The sequence below is a fragment of the Nonomuraea sediminis genome (assembly GCF_018531495.1).
Lineage (GTDB): Bacteria > Actinomycetota > Actinomycetes > Streptosporangiales > Streptosporangiaceae > Nonomuraea > Nonomuraea sediminis.
Map to the genome: position 1 here is coordinate 26233 of NZ_JAHDTI010000014.1, position 23036 is coordinate 49268.

Consider the following 23036-nt stretch of genomic DNA (forward strand, 5'->3'; position numbering starts at 1 on the left):
GCATGGCGCTGCAGAGTTTGCAGATCACCGCGATCATCGCGATGCGGGCGCGGGACGTGTCGCGGCCGTCGAAGGAGCAGCAGGAGGCTGCCGACCGGCGGCCGCTGCGTGACGAGACGCCGCGGCGCGAGGCCAAGCGCCGCTCCTGAGGCCTCGCGCTCGGCTTCAGTCGTCCCCGCGGACTGCACTAGGCTGTCCCGCGCACTCCGACAGGCGGGATAGATAGGGAAATTTCGTGACGAGCGGGCAGGCGACCGAGGAGCCGGTCGAGTCGGGGTACTCCCCCGAGCGGATGATCTTCTTCTCCGACGCGGTGTTCGCCATCGCGATGACGTTGCTGGCGATCGAGATCGAGCGGCCTGAGGAGAAGGACCTGGTGAGCTCTGCCGCCCTGGCCGAGTTCCTCCAGCACCACATCAGCTCGCTGATCGCCTTCGTGCTCGGCTTCTTCCTGCTGTGGGGGGTACAGCGGCGGCACCACGTGCTGATGGACCGGGCACGGCGGTTGACCCATCGGATGTCGGGGTGGAACGCCGCCATCCTCGTCCTGGCGGCCTTCCTGCCGTTCCCCACGGCGATGATCGGGAAAGGGCTCGACAACTCGCTGGCCGTGGGGATCTTCGCGGTTACGTACGCGGTGCTGCTCGGGTGCGAGGCGATGCTCAAGCACACGGCGGTGCGGGAGGGCGTCGTGTCGAACCCGGCGGCGGTGCGGCTCGGGGTGGTCGTTTCGGTGGTGCTCGCCGCGTTCTTCCTGCTCACGGCGCTCGTGGTGCAGTTCGCCGAGATCGTGCCCGCTCTGAGGTATGCCGCGCCGTACGGGTGGATCACCATTCCCCTGGTCATCGACCTCACCCATCGCGTCTGGCGCCGCCGCCATCCGGACGCCCGCTGAGACGTGCCCGGGAGGCGGCGTGCCGTACCGCTAGGCGTCGGGGAGGGAAGGCAGCTGGCCGATGGTCTCGTAGGTGGCCAGCTGGGCGATGCGCCGGCTGTGGCGTTCCGCGCCGGAGAAGGGCGTGGCCAGGAAGACCTCGACGAAGCGGGTGGCTTCCTCCTGGGTGTGCATACGCGCCCCGACGCTGACCACGTTGGCGTTGTTGTGCTCGCGTGACAGCTGAGCGGTCTCCTCGCTCCAGGCCAGCGCCGCGCGGATGCCGCGCACCTTGTTGGCCGCGATCTGCTCGCCGTTGCCCGAGCCGCCGATGACGATGCCCAGGCTGCCGGGATCGTCGGCGACACCCTCGGCGGTGCGCAGGCAGAAGCCCGGGTAGTCGTCCTCGGGGTCGTAGACCTGAGGACCGCAGTCGGTCACGTCGTGGCCGTGATCCTTCAGCCAGGAGACGAGGTGGTTCTTGAGCTCGAAGCCGGCATGGTCGGAGCCGATGTAGACACGCACGCGCCCAGTCTTCCACAGTCGCGGCGGCCCCTGATTGACCACCACGCTAGGGTAAGTGGCGTCAACGGTAATCACCTCTTACCAGGAGCGTTCATGCGCGACATCCGGACTCTGGGCGACCCGGTCCTGCGCACCCCGGCCGACCCCGTGGAGACCTTCGACAAGGAACTGCGGCGCCTGATCGACGAGATGTTCCAGGCGATGTACTCGGTCAACGGGGTCGGGCTCGCGGGCCCGCAGATCGGGGTGTCGAGGCGGGTGTTCGTCTACGACATCAGCGGGCGCAAGGGCCACGTGATCAACCCGGTGCTGACGGTCGACGACGCCGAGGAGGTGCTGGACGAGGAGGGCTGCCTGTCGGTCCCCGACAAGGGCACCGGCCTGCCGATCTACGCCCCGGTGGCCAGGGCCGCCGGCGTCACGGTCGAGGGCGTGGACCGGCTGCGGCGCCCGGTGCGGATCAAGGCCAGGGGCTCGCTCGCGCGCTGCTTCCAGCACGAGACCGAACATCTGGACGGCAGGCTGTACGTCGACCGGCTGCCCAAGAGCGAGGCCCGCAAGATCGCGCTGCGCGCATAGGTTGGTCCCCATGGGGACTCTTGACGGAAAAGGCGCACTGGTAACGGGAGGCTCCCGGGGCATCGGCCGGGCCATCGTCGAGCGGCTGGCGGCCGACGGGGCCACGGTGATGTTCAGCTTCCGCAGCGACGAGCGGGCCGCCGAGGAGGTGGCCACGGGCACGGGCGCGCTGGCCGTACGGGGAGATCAGGGCAGCGCGGAGGACCTGCGGAGACTGTTCGCCGAGGCGGAGAAGCGGCTGCCGAGCATCGACGTCCTGGTCAACAACGCCGCCGAGGGCGGGCTGGCGGCGCTGGCCGACATCACCGAGGAGTCGTTCGAGCGGGTGATGGCGGTCAACGTGCGCGCGACGCTGCTGGCCATCCAGTGGGCGGGCCGGGTGATGCGCGACGGCGGCAGGATCGTCAACCTGTCCACCGTCAACACGATGGTGCCCGCGCCCGGCACGATGCTCTACGCGGGCAGCAAGGGCGCGATCGAGCAGTTCACCAAGGTGGCGGCGCGCGAGCTCGGCGGCCGGGGGATCACCGTGAACACGGTCTCCCCCGGCGCCACCGACACCGACCTGCTGCGCTCCAGCAACCCGCCCGAGGCGCTGGAGCGCTCCGCCGCCTTCACCGCGCTCGGCCGCCTGGGCAGGCCCGACGACGTGGCGGCCGTGGTCGCCTTCCTCGCCGGGCCCGACGGCCGCTGGATGACCGGCCAGAACCTGCTGGCCAGCGGCGGCATGCTGGTCTAGCTCAGGAGGCCGCGTCCTTCGCCCGGTTGCGCAGGGCGCGGCTGACGCCGTCGGCGCCCTCCAGGATCAGCCTGCGCAGCGCCTGCGGGTGGTCGCCCTCGGCCAGGAAGCGCTCGGCCGCGTCCACGGTCTCCTGCTCGATGAGCAGCGCGGGGAACGCGCCGACCGCGAAGGTCTGCGCCGAGTCGAACGTCCACTCCTTGTAGATCCGCCCGGCCTCCGCGAAGTACTTCTCGCGGTAGGGCACGAGCAGCTCGGGGTGGTTCGGGTCCTGGAGCCCGGCGATCGTCACGCGGGTGATGTGGTTGGCCAGCGTGCCGCCGACGACCGAGTCCCAGGCCGCGGCCTTGCCCTCGGGCGTCGGGATGGCCGCGCGGCACTGCGCCGCCGACCGCTCGCCGGTGGCGGTGGCATCGCGCTCCAGCTCGGCGTCGATGTCGGCCGCGCCCAGCTTCCCGCCGGACACCAGCGCGCCGACCAGCGTCCAGCGCAGGTCCGCGTCCACGGACAGACCCTCGGGTACGGCGGTACCGTCCAGGATCCCCTGCAGCACGGCCAGGTCCTCGTCGGTGACGGCCACGGGAGCGAAGGCCTGCACGTAGGCCAACTGCTGGTCCGAGCCCGGCTCCGCCGTGGCGAGCAGCGACCTGAGCTCGGTGGCGAGCAGGCGCAGGCCCTCGGGCCGCCAGGCCGGGTCGGCGTACTGCTGCACGGCCATGCGCGCCTGGCGCAGCACGGTCTGCAGGACCGTGATGTCCTTGAGCGTGGCCACGCCGGAGACGACGAGCTTGACGTAGTCGCGGGTGGACATCTCGCCGTCGCGGGTCATGTCCCAGGCGGCCGACCAGCTCAGCGCGCGGGGCAGCGACTCGGTGAAGGCGGTGATGCCGCCCTCGACCAGCGTGCGCAGCGAGCGCTCGTCCAGGCGGACCTTGGCGTAGGTCAGGTCGTCGTCGTTGATCAGCACCAGGTCGGGCTGCTCCACGCCGACCAGCCCGGCCACGGTGGTGCGGGCGCCGACGACGTCCAGCTCGACGCGCTCGGTGCGCTGCAGCTTGCCGTCCTTCATGGAGTACAGGCCGATGGCGACGCGGTGCGAGCGCAGCGTCGGGTGGTCGGCGGGGGCCTCCTGCAGCACCTCGAAGGTCTCGAAGCGGCCGTCCTTGACGGTGAAGCTGGGGCGCAGCGTGTTGACCCAGGAGGTCTCCAGCCACTCCTTCGACCAGGACGACAGGTCGCGGCCGCTGGTGCGCTCGAGCGCGCTCAGCAGGTCGGCGAGCGTGGTGTTGCCCCAGGCGTGCTCACCGAAGTAGTCGCGGACGCCGGCCAGGAAGTTGTCCAGGCCCACGTAGGCGACCAGCTGCTTGAGCACCGAGGCGCCCTTGGCGTAGGTGATGCCGTCGAAGTTGACCTCGACCGCCTGCATGTCGGGGATGTCCGCGGCGATCGGGTGGGTGGAGGGCAGCTGGTCCTGGCGGTAGGCCCAGGCCTTCTCCACGTTGGCGAACGTGGTCCAGGCGCCGCCGCCCCAGCGGGTGGCCTCGGCCTGGCACAGCACGGACATGTAGGTGGCGAACGACTCGTTCAGCCACAGGTCGTCCCACCAGCGCATGGTGACCAGGTCACCGAACCACATGTGCGCCATCTCGTGCAGGATCGTCTCGGCGCGGCGCTCGACCACGGCGTCGGTCACCCGCGAGCGGAAGACGTAGTCCTCCAGGAACGTCACGCAACCGGCGTTCTCCATCGCGCCGGCGTTGAACTCCGGCACGAACAGCTGGTCGTACTTGCCGAAGGGGTAGCGGACGCCGAAGACCCGGTGGAAGAAGTCGAAGCCCTGACGGGTGACCTCGAGGATGTTGTCGGCGTCGAGGTGCTGGGCCAGGCTGGCGCGGCAGTAGATGCCCAGCGGGATCCCGTCGTGCTCGGAGGTCACCTTGTGGTACGGCCCGGCCACCAGCGCCGTGATGTAGGTGGAGATCACCGGCGTCGGCGGGAAGACCCACAGGCCGTCGTCGGAGCTGTCGGCCGCCGCGTTGGAGATCACCTCCCAGTCGGCGGGCGCCTTGACCGTCAGCTGGAAGGCGGCCTTGAGGTCGGGCTGGTCGAAGCAGGCGTACATGCGGTGCGCGTCGGCCGTCTCGAACTGGCTGTGCAGGTAGACCTTCTGGTCGACCGGGTCGACGAAGCGGTGCAGGCCCTCACCGGTGCGCATGAACTGGCAGTCGGCCTCGACGCGCAGCTCGTTGCTCTCGGCGAGCCCGTCCAGCGGGAAGCGGCCCTTGTCGGCGTCGTAGGCGGACACGTCCAGGTCCGTGCCGTTGAGCGTGACCTTCCTGACGACCGCGCCGTGCAGGTCGACGAACGTCGACGCGCCGGGACGCTCGGCGCTGAACCGAGCCGTGGTGATGCTTTCGAAGCGGTCCTCCCCTTGAGTCAGATCGAGCTCGACCGCGTACGAGTCGACCTTCAGCAGCCGGGCTCGGTCTCGCGCCTCATCCCGGGTCAGGTTGCCTGCCAAGTTCCGCTCCTCTACACCACTTCGTTGGGGTTTGCCTGAATCATCCCATGACGGGAATAGGCCACATCCACTCTCAGGTTATGGCCCTGCGTGACTGAGAAGACTCCGGTGGACCTGTGGTTCGATCCTTTCTGTCCATTCGCATGGGTTACGTCTCGATGGCTTATCGAAGTCGAGAAGGTTAGGCCCATCGACATCCGCTGGCACATCATGAGCCTCAACGTCCTCAACGAGGACAAGGACGTGCCGGAGGCCTATCGCGAGCAGATCGCCAGGGCGATCGAGCCCGTCAGGGTCGTGGCGGCGGCCCGTGCCAAGCACGGCGACCAGGCGGTCGGCCCGCTCTACACCGAGCTGGGCACGCGCCTGCACAACGAGCGCCAGATCAAGCGCCTGGGCAAGCTGCGCGAGACCGTCGAGGAGGCGCTGGAGGCGGCCGGGCTCGAGCGTGAGCTGGCCGACGCGATGGACTCCGAGGAGTTCGACGAGGCGGTCCGCGAGTCGCACCACGAGGGCATCGGCCTGGTCGGCCAGGAGGTCGGCACGCCGGTCATCCGCATCGGCGACAACGCGTTCTTCGGTCCGGTGATCACCAAGATCTACCGGGGCGAGGAGGCGGGCCGGCTGTGGGACGGCGTGGTCGCGGTCACCTCGTTCGACGAGTTCTTCGAGCTCAAGCGGTCGCGCACGAAGATGCCTGCCTTTGGGTAAGCACCCTGCGTGGGGCGATTCGGGGGGATCGGCGCCTACCTGTCGCTGAAGCCGCGGGGCGAACGGCTGCGGGACACGATCTGGTTCGTGCCGCTGCTGATGATGGTGTGCGCCTATCTGGCCGCGGTGACGCTGGAGCACGTGCAGGCCTGGATGGAGGGCAGCGCCACCGTCCAGGGCCTGCTGCGCGACACGTTTCCCGACTGGGCGCTGCCGACCGACCCCCAGGTGGTGGCCGACACCAAGGACGGGATCAAGAGCAGCCTGTCCACGCTCACCGGGGCGCTGATCAGCACGATCACCCTGCTCATCTCGGTCACCCTGGTGGCCGTGCAACTGGCCACCTCCCAGATGGGGCCGCGGCTGATCGGCGACTTCCTGCGCAACCGCGTCGTGCAGGTCACCATCGGCCTGTTCCTCGGCACGTGGATCTTCGGCAACCGCACCACCAGCTCGATGAGCCGCGATGTCCAACTGCCCTACCTCGGCCAAGTCAGCACCCAGCTGCTCACCGGAGCCTGCCTGATCATGCTGGTGCTGTTCGTCCAGGCCGTGGTCAGCGAGGTCCGCATCCCCGTGGTGCTGCCGCGGCTGGTGCGCGAGGTCGACCAGCTGCTGCCGCGCGACTTCGAGGGCGGCCGGATGGAGGCGCCGGCCGGGCCGGGCACGCGGGTGCCCGCCGCCCGCACCGGCTATCTCGACTCGATCCACACCGAGGCGCTGGTGCGCTGGGCCAGGCGGCACGGGACGGTCGTGGTGCTGGCCCACGCGCCCGGCGAGTTCGTCATCCAGGGGACGCCCATCCTGACGATGGACACGCGGATCGAGCTGAGCGGGCGCGACCTGCGGCGGCTCGACCGATGGATCACGCTGTGCCCGCTGCCGCGCACCGGCTCGACCGTGCGGGGACCCGTCTTCCGGATCGTGGAGATCGCCCTGCGCGCGCTCTCGCCCGCGCTCAACGACACCAACACCGGGCTGGCCTGCGTGGAGTGGCTCGGGGAGGCCTTCAGGCGGCTGATCCCGATCCCCGAGGCGCCCGAGGGGCACACCGACAAGCAGGGCGCGCTGCGCGTGATCACCTGGCGCACCGACATCGCGGCGCTGGCCGAGCAGGCCTTCGGCATGATCAGGGTCTCGGCGAAGGACAACCCCGTGGTCCTCGTCAGGATCCTCCGAGTTTTCCGAGATCTGGGACATCTCCCGCTAACCGGGGCTCTTCGCCGTACCCTGCTGGAGGAAGGTGACCGAGTGCTGGCCACCGCGCGTGACCATGTGCGGCCGGCCGGCGATGTGCATGCGGTGGAGAAGGCGCACCGCGTGATGCGTCGTGCCCTCGCTTTGTGATGGCAGGCGCGCGAGGATGGGGGCTATGCGTCAGCTGTACATCGGCGGTGCCTGGATCGCTTCCGTATCCGGCAAGGCCATCGAGGTCGTCAACCCGGCCACCGAGGAGATCATCGACCGGGTTCCCGCCGGCGCTCCAGATGACGTCGAGGCCGCCGTGGCGGCGGCGAGAAAGGCCTTCCCCTCCTGGTCGCAAACGGCTCCCGCCGAGCGTGCCAAGCTCCTGGGCGCGGCCGCCGAGCTGCTGAAGGAGCGCGCCGGCGACATCGCCAGGATCATCGCCACCGATGTGGGCTCGCCGCTCGGCTTCGCGCTGAAGGTGCAGACGCTGATGCCGCAGGGTGTGCTCGCCTCCTACGCGCAGCTGGCCGAGAGCCACCAGCGCGAGTCGCGCGTCGGCAACTCGCTGATCGTCAAGGAGCCGGTCGGCGTGGTGGCCGCCATCACGCCGTGGAACTACCCGCTGCACCAGATCATCTGCAAGGTCGCGCCCGCGCTGGCCGCCGGGTGCACGGTCGTGCTCAAGCCCAGCGAGGTGGCCCCGCTCGCCGCCTACGCGCTGACCGAGATCTTCCACGAGGTCGGGCTGCCCGCCGGGGTGTTCAACCTGGTCAGCGGCGTCGGGCCGGTGGTGGGCGAGGCCATGGCGGCCCACCCGGAGGTCGACATGGTCTCCTTCACCGGCTCCACCACGGCGGGACGCCGGGTGGCCTCGCTGGCGGCCGAGTCGGTCAAGAAGGTCGCGCTCGAGCTGGGCGGCAAGTCCGCCAACATCATCCTTCCCGACGCCGACCTGGGCACCGCGGTCAAGGTGGGCGTGGCCAACTGCTTCATCAACGCCGGGCAGACCTGTTCGGCCTGGACCCGGATGATCGTCCACCGCGACCAGTACGACGAGGCTGTCAGGCTGTCGGTCGAGGCCGCCAGGAAGTACACCGTCGGCGACCCCTTCGACGAGGCCACCCGCATCGGCCCGCTGGTGTCGGCCGCCCAGCGCGACCGCGTCGTGCACTACGTCAACCGGGGCCAGGAGGAGGGTGCGCGTCTGGTCGCCGGCGGCACCGAGCGCCTGTTCGACCGCGGCTTCTACGTCGAGCCCACGGTCTTCGCCGCGGTCGAGCCCGGGATGACGATCGAGCAGGAGGAGATCTTCGGTCCCGTCCTGTCGATCATCCCCTACACCAGCGAGGATCAGGCCGTGCAGATCGCCAACGGCACCAGGTACGGCCTGGCCGGCGCGGTCTGGGCCGGCACGCAGGAGCGCGCGACGGCCGTGGCCAGGAGGCTGCGCACCGGGCAGGTGGCGGTCAACGGCGGGCAGTTCAACCCGCTGGCGCCCTTCGGCGGCTACAAGCAGTCGGGCGTGGGCCGCGAGCTGGGCGAGTACGGCCTCGAGGAGTACTTCGAGGTCAAGGCGCTACAGCTCTAGCCGGACACGACAACCCCGTAGGCCGGGCCCGCTGATGGGCATCCGGCCTATCGGCATGCCCGCCCACGGGCGACGCCCTTCATGACGCCGTACGGCGGGGCGACGGGCCCGAGGGATCCGGGTCACGCATCGCCGTGACGGTGAGTCACCGTCACCGACTCGCCGGAAGCGCCGGTCACAGGTCCCGCGCCGGAGTGCGGCGGGCGGTCGGTGGCGGTGGCATGCCGTAACAGATCGAGAAACGCACGGGGTTGACACAGGCATGTCCTGGCTTCATATTTTCATCACTAACTTTATTCCTAAAGAAAGTCCCTTCGCATGGTTGGCACTGATCGCGGGGACCTCACCAGGACGGCGATCCTCGCCTTGCTGGGCACGGTCGGACCGCTCAGCCGTACCGAGATCGCGCGGGAGCTGGACGTCAGCCCCGCGACCGTCACCCAGCTCACCCGCGAGCTCATCGGGTCCGGCATGCTCGAGGAGCTCGACCTCAAGCCGTCCAGGGGCGGGCGTCCCGCGCAGCGGCTCGGGCTCGTCGGCGACGCGGGCCGGGCGCTCGGCGTCAAGGTCACGGCCGACCACCTGGTCCTGGTGGACGTCCGGCTGGACGGTGAGGTGCTCGGCTCGTGGGAGCGCCCCTTCGACCCCGCCTCCACCGACGCCCTCGGCGACCTCGGCGACGCGGTCGCATCCGTGCTCGGCGGGCTCGAGGAGGGCCCGCGGCTGCTCGGGATCGGGATCGGGGTGCCGGGCAGCGTGGACGACCAGGGCGTCGGCACCGTCAACGCGCCCACGCTCGGCTGGCAGGCGATGCCGGTGGGCGAGCGGCTGCGGCGCAGGCTCCACCTGCCGGTGCTGGTCGAGAACGACGTCAACGCGCTGGCGGCGGCGGAGCGGCTGTACGGCAGGGGCCGCACCCATCCCGACTTCCTGGTACTGACCGTGGGGCGCGGCGTCGGCGCGGCCATCGTGGCCGACGGCCGGGTGTACCGGGGGGCTCGCGGGGGCGCGGGAGAGTTCGGCCACCTGCCCGTGGACCCCGACGGCCCCGTGTGCGGCTGCGGGGCGCGCGGATGCCTGGAGGCACTGGTCGGCACGGCCGGCCTGCTCGCCCGCTCGGGCGCCCATCCGGGGGCGGGCTTCGGCTCGGTCGCGGAGCTCGGTGCGGCCGCCGAGCGGGGCGACGCGGTGGCACGCGAGGTCTTCGCCGAGGCGGGCGGGATCCTCGGCCGGGCCACGGCGGGACTGATCAACGTCATCGATCCCGAGGTCGTGGTGGTGCTGGGCGAGGGGACGGCCGAGTGGCCGTTCTGGCAGCCTGGATTCGACCGTGCCGTGCGGGCGCATCTCTACCCGGGGCGCCGCGACATCTCCATCGAGGTCGAGGGCTGGGACGACACCAGCTGGGCGCAGGGCGCGGCGGCGCTGGTGCTGGCGACCCCGTTCGACGCGGCGGGCACCGCGGGTGAGCAGGGCCGCCTGGTCAGGGCCCGGCTGATCGGGGCCACGCCATGACCCTCACGACCGCCGCTCCCCCGAAGACGGCCCCCAAGCACGCGGCCGGGCCGCCGCGGCGCAGGCTGCGGTACGCGGGCACGGTCGCGGTGTTCCTGCTGCCGAGCCTGATCCCGCTGGTGCTGTACACGCTGATCCCGATGGTGGGCTCGTTCTGGACGAGCCTCCACGAATGGGACCTCATCACCGACATGCGCTGGGTCGGGCTCGGCAACTACGTCGAGCTGATCGGCGACCCGGAGACCCGCGCGGCGTTCCTGCACACGCTGTACTTCATCGCCGGATACCTGCCGCTGGTCTACGTGGGCGGGCTCGGGCTGGCGATGCTGCTGAACACGGCGATGCGCGGCCGGAGCCTGCTGCGCGGCATCTACTTCCTGCCGGTGATCACCAGCTGGGTGGTCGTCGCGCTGATGTGGAAGTGGCTGCTCAACCCGGCCAGCGGCATCGTCAACTGGGTGCTCGGCGTTTTCGGCGTCACCGGCCCCGGCTGGTGGACCGACACGAACTGGGCGATGCCCTCGATCATCCTGGCCTCGGCCTGGAAGGACCTGGGCTTCGTGATGATCATCCTGCTGGCCGGGCTGCAGGCGATCCCGCGCGAGTACCAGGAGGCCGCGATGGTCGACGGCGCGAGCGCCTACCGCCGCTTCCGCCACATCACGCTGCCGCTGCTGTCGCCGTCCACGTTCTTCGTGATCGTGATCTCGCTGATCAACGGCTTCCAGGTCTTCGACCAGGTCAAGATCATGACGAATGGCGGGCCCGGCACCGCCACCCAGGTGGTCGTCTCGCAGATCTACGACCTGACCTTCAGGTACGGCAGGGCCGGGACGGCCTCGGCGCTGTCGTGGCTGCTGTTCGCCGTCGTGCTCCTGGTGACGATCGTGCAGATCAGGGGCCAGCGCAGGTGGGTGACCTATGGGTAGGGCGCTGCGCTACGCGGTGGTCGGGCTGGGCGCGCTGGTGATGCTCTTCCCCTTCGCCTGGGCGGTCATCACCTCGCTCACGCCGGACGACGCGGTGCTGGCCGTACCGCCGGACTTCACCCCTGACGACGCGAGCTTCGACGCGTACGGCAAGCTGCTCCAGACGCTGCCGTTCTGGCGGATCGTGGTGAACAGCGCCTGGATCGGGGCGGCGTCCACCACCCTGCAGCTGGTCACCTCGGCGATGGCGGCCTACGCGTTCGCGCGGCTGCCCTTCCCCGGGCGGGGCGCGCTGTTCGCCGTGTACCTGGCGACGCTGATGATGCCGCTGCCGGTGCTGGTCGTACCGCTGTTCATCGAGATGCGCACGTTCAACCTGGTCGACACGTACTTCGCGCTGCTGGCGCCGACGATCGCCTCGGCGTTCGGGGTGTTCCTGCTGCGGCAGGCCATCAAGCAGGTCCCGAAGGAGTTCGACGAGGCTGCGGTGATCGAAGGCGCCGGCCATTTCCGGATATTTCTGCAGATCGTGCTGCCGCTGATCAGGCCGGCGCTGGCGACGTTCGCCATCTTCGGCTTCATGGCCAGCTGGAACAGCTACCTGTGGCCGCTGATCATCATCAAGTCGCCGGAGTTCATGACGCTCCCGCTGGGGCTGGCCACGCTGCACGGCCAGTTCACCACGCAGTGGGACGTGGTCATGGCCGGGTCGGTGGTCAGCGTGGTCCCCATCCTCCTCCTCTATGTCTTCGCCCAGAAGCACGTGATCGCCAGCGTCGCCCAGAGCGGGCTCAAGTAAGAAGGAATCCCCCCATGCACAGAACCAAGATCGCTGCCGGTTTCGCGGCCGTGGCCCTGCTGGCCACCGCGTGCTCGCAGGGCTCGGCCACCAAGGGTGCGACCGGCTCCGACGGCAAGGTGACGCTGCGCTACTTCACGTTCTCGGCCGCACCCGACCACGTGAAGGACCTCGACAAGATCATCGCGGGCTTCGAGAAGGAGAACCCGAAGATCCACATCCAGGTGGAGACCGCGCCCTTCGACCAGTACTTCACCAAGCTCCAGACCAGCATCGCCGGCGGCACGGCGCCCGACACGTTCGAGCTGAACTACGAGAACTTCGTCACCTACGCCTCCGCCGGGTCGCTGCTCGACCTGAACACCGTGGCCGGCGACGGCGACTCCTCGGTCTACGCGCAGGAGTCGCTGAACGCCTTCAAGCACGACGGCAAGCAGTACGCGCTGCCCGCCTCCTTCTCCACGGTCGTGCTCTTCTACAACAAGGACCTGTTCAAGAAGGCCGGGGTCGCCGAGCCCACCGCCGACTGGACGTGGGCCGAGGAGCAGGCCGCCGCGGCCAAGCTGACCGACAAGAAGAAGGGGATCTACGGCGACTTCCAGCCGGTCCAGTTCTTCGAGTTCTACAAGACGCTCAAGCAGGCGGGCGGCGAGTTCCTCGCGCCCGACGGCAAGAAGTCGGCCTTCGACAGCCCCGCCGGGGTGAAGGCGGCCACCTGGCTGGCCTCCAAGGTCGGCAAGACCATGCCCACCGAGGCGGAGATCGGCGGCACCGCCGACTACGACACCAACCTCTTCAAGTCGGGCAAGCTCGCGATGTGGCACAACGGGATCTGGCAGTTCGCCGGGCTGAAGGACGTGCCGTTCGGCTGGGACGTGGTCGTCGAGCCCGGTGACGCGGCCAAGGCCAGCGCGGTCTTCCACAACGCGGTGGCCGCCTCGTCGACCACCAAGCACGGCAAGGAGGCCTGGGCCTGGGCCCGCTACCTGTCCTCCTCCGGCACGGCGGCGAGCACGCGGATCGAGTCGTCGTGGGAGCTGCCGCCCGTGTCCGACCAGTCGGTCCTGTCCGGCTACCTGAAGGACCCCAAGCCCGCCAACCGGCAGGCCGTCTTCGACTCGCTGAAGTCGATCGCGCTGCCGCCGGTGATCAAGCGGCAGCAGGAGATGCAGGACGCGGTCACCAAGGAACTGGGCGAGGCCGCGGCCGGCCGCAAGTCGGTCCCGGACGCGCTCAAGTCCGCCGCCACGGCCGTCGACGCCCTGCTCGGCTAGCCGTACTCCCCTCTATTTTCCAGGAGAGCAGCACCCGTGACCCTCGTGTCGCACAGCCTCGACGTCATCAAGAGGTTCCAGTCGTCCACCGGGGCCTATCCGGCCTCGCCCACCTTCTCCGCCTACCAGGGCTACTCGTGGCTGCGGGATGGGGCGTTCATCGCCGAAGGGGTGAGCAGGCACGGTGACCGGTCCGGCGCGGAAGCCTTCCACGCGTGGTGCGCCCGCGTGATCAGCGACCGCGCTGGGCAGGTGGACTCGCTGGTCGCGCGCTCCGAGCGTGGTGAGCGGATTTCACCGAACGAGATGCTCCCCACGCGCTTCACGCTCGACGGCGTGGACGGGGACGACGACTGGTGGGACTTCCAGCTCGACGGCTACGGCACCTGGCTGTGGGCGCTGCGCGAGCACTCCCAGCGGTACGGCGCGGCCGTCGCGGGCACCGAGAAGGGGGTCAGGACGGCGGCCCGCTACCTGACCGCCTTCTGGGACCTGCCGTGCTACGACTGGTGGGAGGAGCACGTCGAGCAGCGGCACGTGGCCACGCTCGGGTCGATCCACGCCGGGCTGCGGGCGGCGGTGGCGCTCGGAGTGCTCTCTCCCGCGGAGTCGGCTGCCGCGTCGGAGGCCGCGGAGGGGATCGAGGCGCTGGTCTCCACGGAAGGAGTATCCGAGTCCGGATATCTCACGAAATGGCTGGGCACCACGGCCGTGGACGGGAGCCTGCTGGCCTGCGTGACGCCGTTCGGGCTCTACCCGGTCGGCCACCCGGTGGGCGCGGCGACCGTGGCCGAGGTCGAGAAGCAGCTGGCCGTCGAGGGCGGCGTCTACCGCTATCTCGCCGACACGTTCTACGGCGGGGGCCGGTGGGTGTTGCTGGCCGGGTTCCTCGGCTGGAACCACGCCAGGGCAGGGCGTCGTGAGGAGGCCCGGCGGTACCTGGACTGGATGGCGGCCCAGGCGGATCCCTCGGGCGACCTGCCGGAGCAGGTGTCCGACCGCCTGCTCTTCCCCGAACGCCGCCAGGAGTGGCTGGACCGCTGGGGCCCGGTGGCCGAACCGCTGCTGTGGTCGCACGGCATGTACCTGATCCTCGCCGACGAGCTCGGAGCCACCGCATGATCCGCCACCGCCCCTTCGGTTCCGGCCACCCCTACGCCGAGACCGAGGACCAGCGCGTCCCCGCCCAACCCCTCGACGGGGAAACCCTCGAACTACGGGTCAGGGCCTCCCCCAAGGTCACCGCAGTGACGTGCGAGTGGCTGGAAACAGGCGACACGGAAGCGAACAACGCGCCGGCAAACAACGCGGCAGCGAGCGAAGCGCGGGCGAGCGAAGCGACGCTCCCCGCTGTGGTGCTCAGCCTGCGCCGGGTCGGCGAGGAGGGGGACGGCGGAGCTCGGCGCAACGTGGTCGGCGAGGAAGAGGCTGCAGCGGGCTCGCGGAGCGTGGAAAACACCGTCGACGGCGGGCATCTCGCGGGGGCGCAGGCCAGGGCGGCACGGGCCCAGGCCGGAGCGTGGCGGGTCACGACACCACCGCTGAGCGCGGGGAAGCGGTACCGGTACCGGTTCACCGAGACGGACGCCGACGGAGCTCGCCGTACCACGAGGTGGTTCGAGGTGACGGCCGCGAGCTGGGGCGACAGCGGGGGAAAGCTGCACGGTGAGCGGATCGTCCCGGGCAGCGTGCGCTGGCTGAGCGACGGCGACCGGGTGCTGCGGGTGCGCTTCGAGATCGCGCTCGAGCCGGACGAGCACGTGGTCGGCTTCGGCGAGCGCTACGACGCGGTCGACCAGCGCGGCAGGTCGCTGGACGCGGTGGTGTTCGAGCAGTACAAGGCGCAGGGCGCGCACGGCAGGACGTACCTGCCGATGCCGTTCGCCCTGGTCGTGGGCGGTCGGCGGCCGTGGGGGTTCCACGTGGAGACCACCCGGCGCACCTGGTACGACCTCGGCGACACGATCGCGATCGAGGCCGAGCTGGGTCCCGAAGCGGAGCTGGCCGTCAAGGTCTACGACGAGCCCACCCCCGCGGCCGTCCTCGACAGGTTCCTGGACGACGTGGGACGCCCGGCCGAGCTGCCCGGCTGGGTGTTCAGGCTGTGGGCCAGCGGCAACGAGTGGAACACGCAGGCCAGGGTGCTGGCCGAGATGGACAGGCACCGCGAGCTCGACATCCCGGTGGGCGCGCTGGTGATCGAGGCGTGGAGCGACGAGACGACGTTCACGGCCTTCCGCGGCGCGCGGTACGAACCCTCCGAGGAGCCGCATTCCTACCAGGACTACACCTTCCCTGAGGACGGCCCGTGGCCCGACCCCAAGGGCATGGTGGACGAACTGCACGAGCGGGACATCAAGGTCCTGCTGTGGCAGATCCCGCTGCAGAAGATGCGCCCGCACCCCAGGCACCAGGCGGCCGTCGACGCCCGGCAGATCCTGGACAAGGGCGTCAGGGAGGCCGACGGCAGGCCGTACCACAACCGCGGCTGGTGGTTCCCGCTGGCGCTGATGCCGGACCTGTCGGTCCAGGAGGTGCGCGACTGGTGGACGGCCAAGCGCGCCTACCTGGTCGAGGAGGTCGGCATCGACGGCTTCAAGACCGACGGCGGCGAGCACGCCTGGGGCCACGACCTGCGCTACGGCGACGGCCGCCGCGGCGACGACGGCAACGGCCTGTTCCCCGTGCACTACGCCCGCGCCTTCGGCGACCTCCTGCGCAGGTACGGCAAGCCGCCCGTGACGTTCAGCCGCGCCGGTTTCACCGGATCGCAGCCCCACGGCGCGTTCTGGGCGGGTGACGAGGACTCCACCTGGGAGGCGTTCCGCTCCTCGGTCAGGGCCGGGATCACCGCCTCGGCCTGCGGGATCGTGTACTGGGGCTGGGACCTGGCCGGGTTCTCCGGCGAGATCCCGACGGCCGAGCTCTACCTGCGGGCGGCGGGCGCGGCGGCGTTCATGCCGATCATGCAGTACCACGCGGAGTTCAACCACCACAGGAAGCCGCTCAACGACCGGACGCCGTGGAACATCGCCGAGCGGACCGGGGACGACCGGGTGATCCCGGTGTTCAGGCGGCTGGCCAAGCTGCGCGAGCGGCTCGTGCCGTACCTCGTGGAGCAGGCGCGCGGCGCGGTCGGCGGGGGCGCGCCGCTGATGCGGGGGCTGTTCTTCGACCACCCTGGTGACGCGCGCGGGTGGGAGTTCCCGCTGCAGTACAAGCTGGGCGACGCGCTGCTGGTGGCGCCCGTGACGTCTCCCGATATTTCAGAAATGTCGGTGTATCTGCCTGAAGGCGACTGGGTCGACGTGTGGACCGGCGAGGTCCTGCACGGCGCCCGCGAGGTCGTCCTGCCCACCCCGATCGACCACCCGCCGGTGCTGTGCGCGGCGGAGCACTGGCCGAGCCTCTCCCCCGTGTTCGACCTCTGAGAGGGAGCTTTTACGTGACCCGGTTACGGTCGGGCCTCATCGTCGTGGTGATGGCCCTGCTGGCATCGCTCGTGTCCGTCCCCGCGTACGCGCTGGACGGCGTCCACCACAACCCCACCGGCATCGACGACCTCTACTCGACCGAGCCGACCGAGCGCGCCCCGCGCGACCCGATGGCCGGGGACCAGGTCTGGATCAACGCCACGACCTGGCCGATCGAGTCGGGCCAGACCGTCTGGGTCACCTGGACCAAGAACGGGGTCAACCAGACCCCGATCGGCGCGGCCTGGGACCACAACAGCGGCAACAACTCCTACTGGAAGCTCAACCTGGGCAGCTTCTCCCGCGGCGACCAGATCTCCTACACGGTCAACGCGGACGTGAACGGGGGCGGGCAGAAGAACACCGGCCCGTTCTCGTTCACGGTGACGTCGTGGAGCACGGTCACCAACGTCACCGGCTACACCAACAACGGGACGTCCGTGGACGTCACCACAGGCGACAGCGCGGGATCGTTCACGCCGAAGATCCGCTTCGCCTTCCCCGCGCTCGACCGGTTCCGCACGCAGATCGCGCCCAGCGGGCAAGGCCTGAACATTTCCGGAGTTTCCGGCTACAGCATGACGGACTCCGCGGGCACGCTGACGATCTCCACCGGCTCGCTCGTGCTGAAGATCCAGAAGTCGCCCTACCGGCTGTCGGTCTACAAGGGCGACGGGACCACGCTGATCACCCGGCAGTACGACCCGGCGGTGTTCAGGAACATCGGCTGGGCCAGCGACGGCGCCACCACGATCACGAAGATCGAGGACCACTTCATGTCGCCCGCCGGAGAGCGCTTCGAGGGCTTCGGCGAGCGGTACGACCGCCTCGACCAGCGCGGCACCGACGTGCACAACTACGTCTACAACCAGTACAGGGACCAGGGCACCACGCGCAGGACGTACCTGAGCGTGCCGTTCTTCCTGAACTCGGCGGGCTACGGCGTCTACATCCCTAGCACCCGCTACGCCATCTTCAACCTGAGCACCCACCTCAGCGACCTGGCCGGGTTCACCGTGGACACCGGCGGCGCGCTCAGCTCGACCCTGGACTACCACTTCTTCGCCGGAACCCCGGCCAAGATCGTGGACGACTACACCTCCGTGACCGGCCGCCCGCAGCTTCCGCCGAAGTGGGCCTTCGGCGTGTGGATGTCCGCCAACGAGTGGAACACGCAGACCGAGGTCACCAACGAGCTGAACAACGTCACCACCTACAAGATCCCGCACACGGCGATGGTGCTCGAGCAGTGGAGCGACGAGGCCACGTTCTACGTCTGGCACGGCGCCACGTACACGCCCACGCCGGGCAGCGGCAAACTCTCCTACGCCAACCTGACGTTCCCTGCGGGCGGGGAATGGCAGGACCCGAAGGCCATGGTGACCAACGCCCACAGCAAGGGGATCAAGATGATCCTCTGGCAGATCCCGGTCTTCAAGGAGAACTTCGACACCAACCCGCCCACGGCCCCGCAGCAGCACCTCAACGACAAGGCCTACGCCGAGGCGCAGGGGTACGTCGCCAAGAACCCGACCAACGGCCCCTACCGGATCCCGACCGGGCAGTGGTTCGGCGACTCCATGGTCCCCGACTTCACCAGCACGGCCGCGACCAACTGGTGGATGAGCAAGCGGGACTACCTCGTCGACGACATCGGCATCGACGGCTTCAAGACCGACGGCAGCGAGGCCGTCTTCGGCAGGGGCGTGCAGTTCGCCGACGGCCGCAAGGGCGACGAGATGCACAACGCCTACCCCAACAGCTACACCAAGGCCTACAACTCCTACATCAAGGGCAAGAACCCGAGCGGCACGATCTTCAGCAGAGCAGGTACGGCCGGCGCCCAGACCACCGGCATCTTCTGGGCCGGCGACCAGAACTCCAGCTTCTCCGCCTTCCAGGAGGCCGTCCGCGCCGAGATCTCGGCCGGGCAGTCGGGCGTGCCGTACACGGCCTGGGACCTGGCGGGCTTCACGGGCACCTTCCCGAGCGCGGAGCTGTACCTGCGGGCGGCGGCGCAGGCCACGTTCTCGCCGATCATGCAGTACCACTCGGAGAAGTCGAACCCCACGACCTCCGAGGCCAGGACGCCGTGGAACGTGCAGGCCAGGACCGGCGACACCAGCGTCATCCCGACGTTCAGGAAGTTCGCGAACGTGCGGATGAACCTGATCCCGTACCTCTACACCGAGGCCAAGGCCTCCTCGACGACCGGGGCGCCGATGGTGCGGGCGATGAGCTTCGCCTTCCCCGGCGACGCCACGGCGGCGGCGCAGGACCAGCAGTACCTGTTCGGCTCGCAACTGCTCGTCGCGCCGGTCACCACGCAGGGCGCCACGACCAGGAACGTCTACCTGCCCGCGGGCGAGTGGTACGACCTGTGGAACGGCGGGCGATTCGCCGGGCCCGGCACCAAGACCTACAACACGGCGCTGGACACGATCCCCGTCTACGCCAAGCCGGGGGCCATCATCCCGCTGAACCTCAACGCCGACTACGAGCTCGGCGGCGAGATCGGCAACAGCGTCGACACCTACACCAACCTCGTCTTCCGGATCTATCCGTTGGGGTCCTCCTCGTACTCCTATTTCGAGGATTCCGCGAATGCCGGCCGTACCGTCTCCTCGAGTGAGAACTGGGCGGGACACCAGGTGACCGTGACCGTCCCGCAGCTGACGACCACCAGCACGCTGCAGGTGGCGAGCACGAAGCCGACCTCGGTGACCGGGGCGACCGCGCGGGCCACGCTCGCCGACCTCAAGGCCGCCGCGGAGGGCTGGTGGTGGGACCCCGCCCAGCAGCTGACCCATGTCAAGCTGGCCGCTTCCGCCTCGAGCAGGACCGTCACGCTCAACGGCGTCGACAAGGCGGCCTACGAGGCCGAGTTCGGCGCGGCCAGCGGGACCTCCACCAACACCAACCACCCGGGCTACACGGGCACCGGGTTCGTCGACGGGTTCGCGGAGGCGGGTGACTCGGTCACCTTCCAGGTCAACGCGGACGCGACCGGGAGCCACCAGCTGAAGTTCCGCTACTCGACCACGGTGGCCGCCACCCGGACGGTCTACGTGGACGGGGTCAGCGTGGGCACGCTGTCGCTGCCCGCCCTGGCGAACTGGGACACCTGGGGCACGGCCGCCCTGACCACGTCGCTGACGGCCGGACCGCACACCATCAAGATCGCCTACGACACCAGCGGCATCAACCTCGACAACCTGGTGGTGGCGCGGCCATGAGACGAGTGCTGCTCCTGCTGAGCACCCTGCTGTTACCGCTGTTCGTCGCGCTGCCCGCGCAGGCTGCGGTGCAGCGGGTGCAGTTCACCTCCGGCTCGACCTACCTGATCGTGGAGTTCCTGGACGACGACCTCGTGCACTTCGAGCTGGCGAACGGGACCAGCCCGGGCACCGGCTCGCCGATCTTCACCACCCCGCAGGTGGCCAAGAAGGACTACACGGGACCCACCAGCTTCACCCAGAACGGCAACACCATGACGACCGCCTCCATGAAGGTGGACGTCGCGCCCACGACCCTCTGCGTCACGGTGTCCGACCCCACGCGGCAGCTCTACCAGGCCTGCCCGCGCAACCTCACCCAGGCGTGGAAGGGCCTGACGATCACCAAGGGGTCAATGCAGAACGCCTACGGGCTGGGCGAGCAGTTCTTCATGGGCGGCAGCGCCGACGGCGACTGGGTGGGCCGCGACCGCACGCCCGGCGGCAGCTACGGCAACGCCATGGCCTACGACACCGACAACGGGCCCGTCGGCAACGCGCAGATCCCGGTGCTGTTCGCCGTCGGCGCGTCCAACCTCAACTACGGGCTCTTCCTCGACCAGGTCTACAAGCAGGAGTGGAACCTGACCGGCGACCCGTGGACCGTCGACACCTGGGGCGACCAGGTCCGCTGGTACACGATGACCGGGCCCGACCTGCCCGACCTGCGCAAGGACTACCTGGAGCTGACGGGACGGCCGCCCGTGCCGCCCAAGAAGGCCTTCGGGCTGTGGATGTCGGAGTACGGCTACGACAACTGGGCCGAGATCGACAACCGGCTGTCGGCGCTGCGCACCGACAAGTTCCCCGTGGACGGGTTCGTGCTGGACCTCAACTGGTTCGGCGGGGTGACCGCCGGATCCGACAGCACCCGGATGGGCACGCTCGCCTGGGACACGGCGAACTTCCCCAGCCCCACGACGAAGATCTCCTCGCTCGCCTCGAACGACGGCGTCGGGCTGATGACCATCGAGGAGTCCTACATCGGGAAGAACAACCCCGAGCACGCCGACCTGGCCTCGCGCGGCTACCTGGTCAGGGCCGGCTGCTCGTCCTGCGCGCCCACCTACCTGACCACGAACGACTGGTGGGGCCGCGGCGGCATGATCGACTGGACGCAGGACGCCGCGGGCGACTACTGGCACACGCTCAAGCGCCAGCCGCTCATCGACCAGGGCGTCCTGGGCCACTGGCTCGACCTGGGCGAGCCGGAGATGTACGACTCCACCGACTGGACCAGCGGGGTGCTGCCCGGCAAGCACGCCCACGCCGACTACCACAACCTCTACAACCTCAAGTGGGCCGAGAGCATCGCCCGCGGCTACGCCTCCGGCACCAAGCGGCCCTTCATGCTGGCCCGCTCGGGCGCGGGCGGCATGCAGCGGTACGGCGTGGCCATGTGGTCGGCCGACATCGGCTCCAAGCTGACCGCCCTGGCACAGCAGCAGAACGCCCAGCTGCACATGTCGATGTCGGGCATCGACTACTACGGCTCGGACATCGGCGGATTCCGCCGCGAGATGCTCGACTCGGACCTGAACGAGCTGTACACGCAGTGGTTCGCCGACGGCTCCTGGTTCGAGGTGCCGGTCAGGCCGCACACCGAGAACCTGTGCAACTGCGCGCAGACCGCGCCCGACAAGATCGGCAACGTCGCCAGCAACCTGGCCAACCTGCGGCAGCGCTACGAGCTCGCCCCGTACTACTACTCGCTGGCACACCGGGCCTACCGGTACGGCGAGCCTGTCGTGCCGCCGCTGGTGTACTACTACCAGAACGATCCCAACGTGCGGGAGATGGGCCACGAGAAGCTCGTGGGCCGCGATCTGCTGGTCGGCGTCGTCGCGGGCAAGAACGAGCGGTCGCGCAACATGTACCTGCCCGCGGGCACCTGGTACGACTACGCCACCGGAGAGAAGCTCACCAGCACCGGGCAGTGGTTCAACGACCGGCCGCTGTGGGTCAACGGCGTCTTCCGGCTTCCCGCCTTCGCCCGGACCGGCGCGATCATCCCCAAGATGTTCGTGGACGACAAGACCATGAACGTGACGGGCAAGCGCACCGACGCGAGCACCCGCGACGAGCTGATCGCCCGCGTCTACGCCGACCCGGCGGCCTCCGCTTTCACGCTGTACGAGGACGACGGGGCCAGCACCGGCTACCAGAGCGGCTCGGTCCGCACCACGCAGCTGTCACAGCAGCTCAGCGGCTCGACCGCGACCGTGACCGTGGCGGCCTCCAGCGGCACCTACCCGGGCGCGGGCACCTCCCGGCAGAACGTGGTCGAGCTGGTCGCCGACACGCAGGCCTCGGCGGTCACGCTCAACGGGACGGCGCTCACGCAGTACCTCACCAAGGCGGCCTTCGACGCGGCCTCCAGCGGCTGGTACAACGCGGGCGGCAACCTGGTCGTGGCCAAGTCCGCGTCGCTGGCGGTGACGTCCGCCAAGACGTTCGCCTTCACACTCGGGCAGGCGCCGGTGTCCGTCACGTTCCGCTGCGACAACGGCACCACGGTCTCCGGGCAGTCGGTGTACGCGGTCGGCAGCATGCCGCAGCTCGGCAACTGGTCGGTGGCCAGCGCCGTCAAACTCTCCCCCACCTCGTATCCCACCTGGACCGGCACGATCACCAACCTCCCACCCAGCACCGCACTCGAGTGGAAGTGCATAAAACGCCAAGAAGCCAACTACCCCGACACGGCGGACCAGTGGCAACCCGGCCCCAACACCACCTTCACCACCCCCACCACCGGCCCCGCCGGCCCCACCACCGGCACCTTCTAACCCCCCCGCCCTCCCCTGCCCTCTGGGCAACGGGAGGGCTCCCGCGTCCTGCGACACCACCCTGTACGGCAAGCGCAGGAGATGCCCCAGCGCCGGTACGGCGAGGAGGCGAACGGCGGAGCCCGGCGCAAGGCGTACGGCGGCACATGGCGAGCACGCACGACGGCACGTAGCACGCACACCCCGCCGCACCAGCACCCCCCAGCGCCGGTACGGCGAGGACACGTACGGCGGAGCCCGGCGCAAGGGGTGCGGCGGCG

At 69.6% G+C, this 23036-nt stretch carries 17 protein-coding genes; 15 read left to right on the top strand and 2 right to left on the bottom strand.

All coding sequences use genetic code 11. From position 1 onward, the window contains the following. Positions 1–2 precede the first annotated feature (2 nt). Together KIK09_RS44215 and KIK09_RS44220 are read left to right on the top strand one after the other, a co-directional pair. Entirely contained in the window at positions 3–149 is a 147-nt protein-coding gene (locus KIK09_RS44215) for a hypothetical protein (RefSeq protein WP_214325528.1), read from the top strand. Between the two features lie 86 nt (positions 150–235). After that, the gene (locus KIK09_RS44220) at positions 236–895 is read left to right on the top strand and encodes a TMEM175 family protein (protein WP_214325529.1); all 660 of its coding nucleotides are present in this window, start codon (positions 236–238) and stop codon (positions 893–895) included. A gap of 30 nt (positions 896–925) precedes the next feature. Here the strand turns inward: KIK09_RS44220 and KIK09_RS44225 are convergent, their stop codons facing one another. After that, positions 926–1399, bottom strand: a complete 474-nt coding sequence (locus tag KIK09_RS44225) for a ribose-5-phosphate isomerase (RefSeq protein ID WP_214325530.1) — start codon at positions 1397–1399, stop codon at positions 926–928. A 93-nt stretch (positions 1400–1492) separates the two neighbouring features. Here KIK09_RS44225 and def point away from each other — a divergent pair, with 93 nt between their 5' ends. Both def and KIK09_RS44235 read left to right on the top strand, forming a co-directional pair. Next, the gene (gene def / locus KIK09_RS44230) at positions 1493–1978 is read left to right on the top strand and encodes a peptide deformylase (RefSeq protein WP_214325531.1); all 486 of its coding nucleotides are present in this window, start codon (positions 1493–1495) and stop codon (positions 1976–1978) included. A gap of 10 nt (positions 1979–1988) precedes the next feature. Beyond that, positions 1989–2717: an SDR family oxidoreductase gene (locus tag KIK09_RS44235; protein ID WP_214325532.1), complete on the top strand. Its 729-nt coding sequence runs from the start codon at positions 1989–1991 to the stop codon at positions 2715–2717. A gap of 1 nt (position 2718) precedes the next feature. Here KIK09_RS44235 and pepN read toward each other — a convergent pair whose 3' ends face one another. After that, complete coding sequence (pepN, locus tag KIK09_RS44240; RefSeq protein ID WP_214325533.1) at positions 2719–5238, bottom strand: aminopeptidase N; 2520 nt, start codon at positions 5236–5238, stop codon at positions 2719–2721. A 108-nt stretch (positions 5239–5346) separates the two neighbouring features. Here pepN and KIK09_RS44245 point away from each other — a divergent pair, with 108 nt between their 5' ends. From KIK09_RS44245 to KIK09_RS44295, 11 genes are all read left to right on the top strand, one after another. Then, a complete protein-coding gene (locus tag KIK09_RS44245) occupies positions 5347–5949 on the top strand; it encodes a mycothiol-dependent nitroreductase Rv2466c family protein (protein WP_308164696.1) in 603 nt (200 codons plus the stop codon). 9 nt (positions 5950–5958) lie between these two features. Next, a complete protein-coding gene (locus tag KIK09_RS44250) occupies positions 5959–7296 on the top strand; it encodes a DUF2254 domain-containing protein (protein ID WP_214325535.1) in 1338 nt (445 codons plus the stop codon). 25 nt (positions 7297–7321) lie between these two features. Then, the gene (locus KIK09_RS44255; protein WP_214325536.1) at positions 7322–8725 is read left to right on the top strand and encodes an aldehyde dehydrogenase family protein; all 1404 of its coding nucleotides are present in this window, start codon (positions 7322–7324) and stop codon (positions 8723–8725) included. Between the two features lie 318 nt (positions 8726–9043). After that, positions 9044–10240: an ROK family transcriptional regulator gene (locus tag KIK09_RS44260; protein ID WP_214325537.1), complete on the top strand. Its 1197-nt coding sequence runs from the start codon at positions 9044–9046 to the stop codon at positions 10238–10240. Beyond that, positions 10237–11169 carry a carbohydrate ABC transporter permease gene (locus KIK09_RS44265; protein ID WP_214325538.1) on the top strand — a complete coding sequence of 311 codons (933 nt, stop codon included), beginning with the start codon at positions 10237–10239 and terminating at the stop codon, positions 11167–11169. Before KIK09_RS44260 ends, KIK09_RS44265 begins: the two co-directional genes overlap by 4 nt. Beyond that, entirely contained in the window at positions 11162–11968 is an 807-nt protein-coding gene (locus KIK09_RS44270; protein WP_214325539.1) for a carbohydrate ABC transporter permease, read from the top strand. Before KIK09_RS44265 ends, KIK09_RS44270 begins: the two co-directional genes overlap by 8 nt. 14 nt (positions 11969–11982) lie before the next feature. Then, complete coding sequence (locus KIK09_RS44275) at positions 11983–13242, top strand: ABC transporter substrate-binding protein (RefSeq protein ID WP_214325540.1); 1260 nt, start codon at positions 11983–11985, stop codon at positions 13240–13242. 36 nt (positions 13243–13278) lie between these two features. After that, positions 13279–14364, top strand: coding sequence for a glycoside hydrolase family 15 protein (locus KIK09_RS44280; RefSeq protein ID WP_214325541.1), 1086 nt, complete (start codon positions 13279–13281; stop codon positions 14362–14364). Then, the gene (locus tag KIK09_RS44285; RefSeq protein WP_214325542.1) at positions 14361–16673 is read left to right on the top strand and encodes a glycoside hydrolase family 31 protein; all 2313 of its coding nucleotides are present in this window, start codon (positions 14361–14363) and stop codon (positions 16671–16673) included. Before KIK09_RS44280 ends, KIK09_RS44285 begins: the two co-directional genes overlap by 4 nt. A gap of 14 nt (positions 16674–16687) precedes the next feature. Continuing rightward, positions 16688–19951: a TIM-barrel domain-containing protein gene (locus KIK09_RS44290; RefSeq protein ID WP_214325543.1), complete on the top strand. Its 3264-nt coding sequence runs from the start codon at positions 16688–16690 to the stop codon at positions 19949–19951. After that, positions 19948–22776, top strand: coding sequence for a TIM-barrel domain-containing protein (locus KIK09_RS44295; protein ID WP_214325544.1), 2829 nt, complete (start codon positions 19948–19950; stop codon positions 22774–22776). The genes KIK09_RS44290 and KIK09_RS44295 overlap by 4 nt, the downstream gene beginning before the upstream one ends. Positions 22777–23036: the final 260 nt, after the last annotated feature.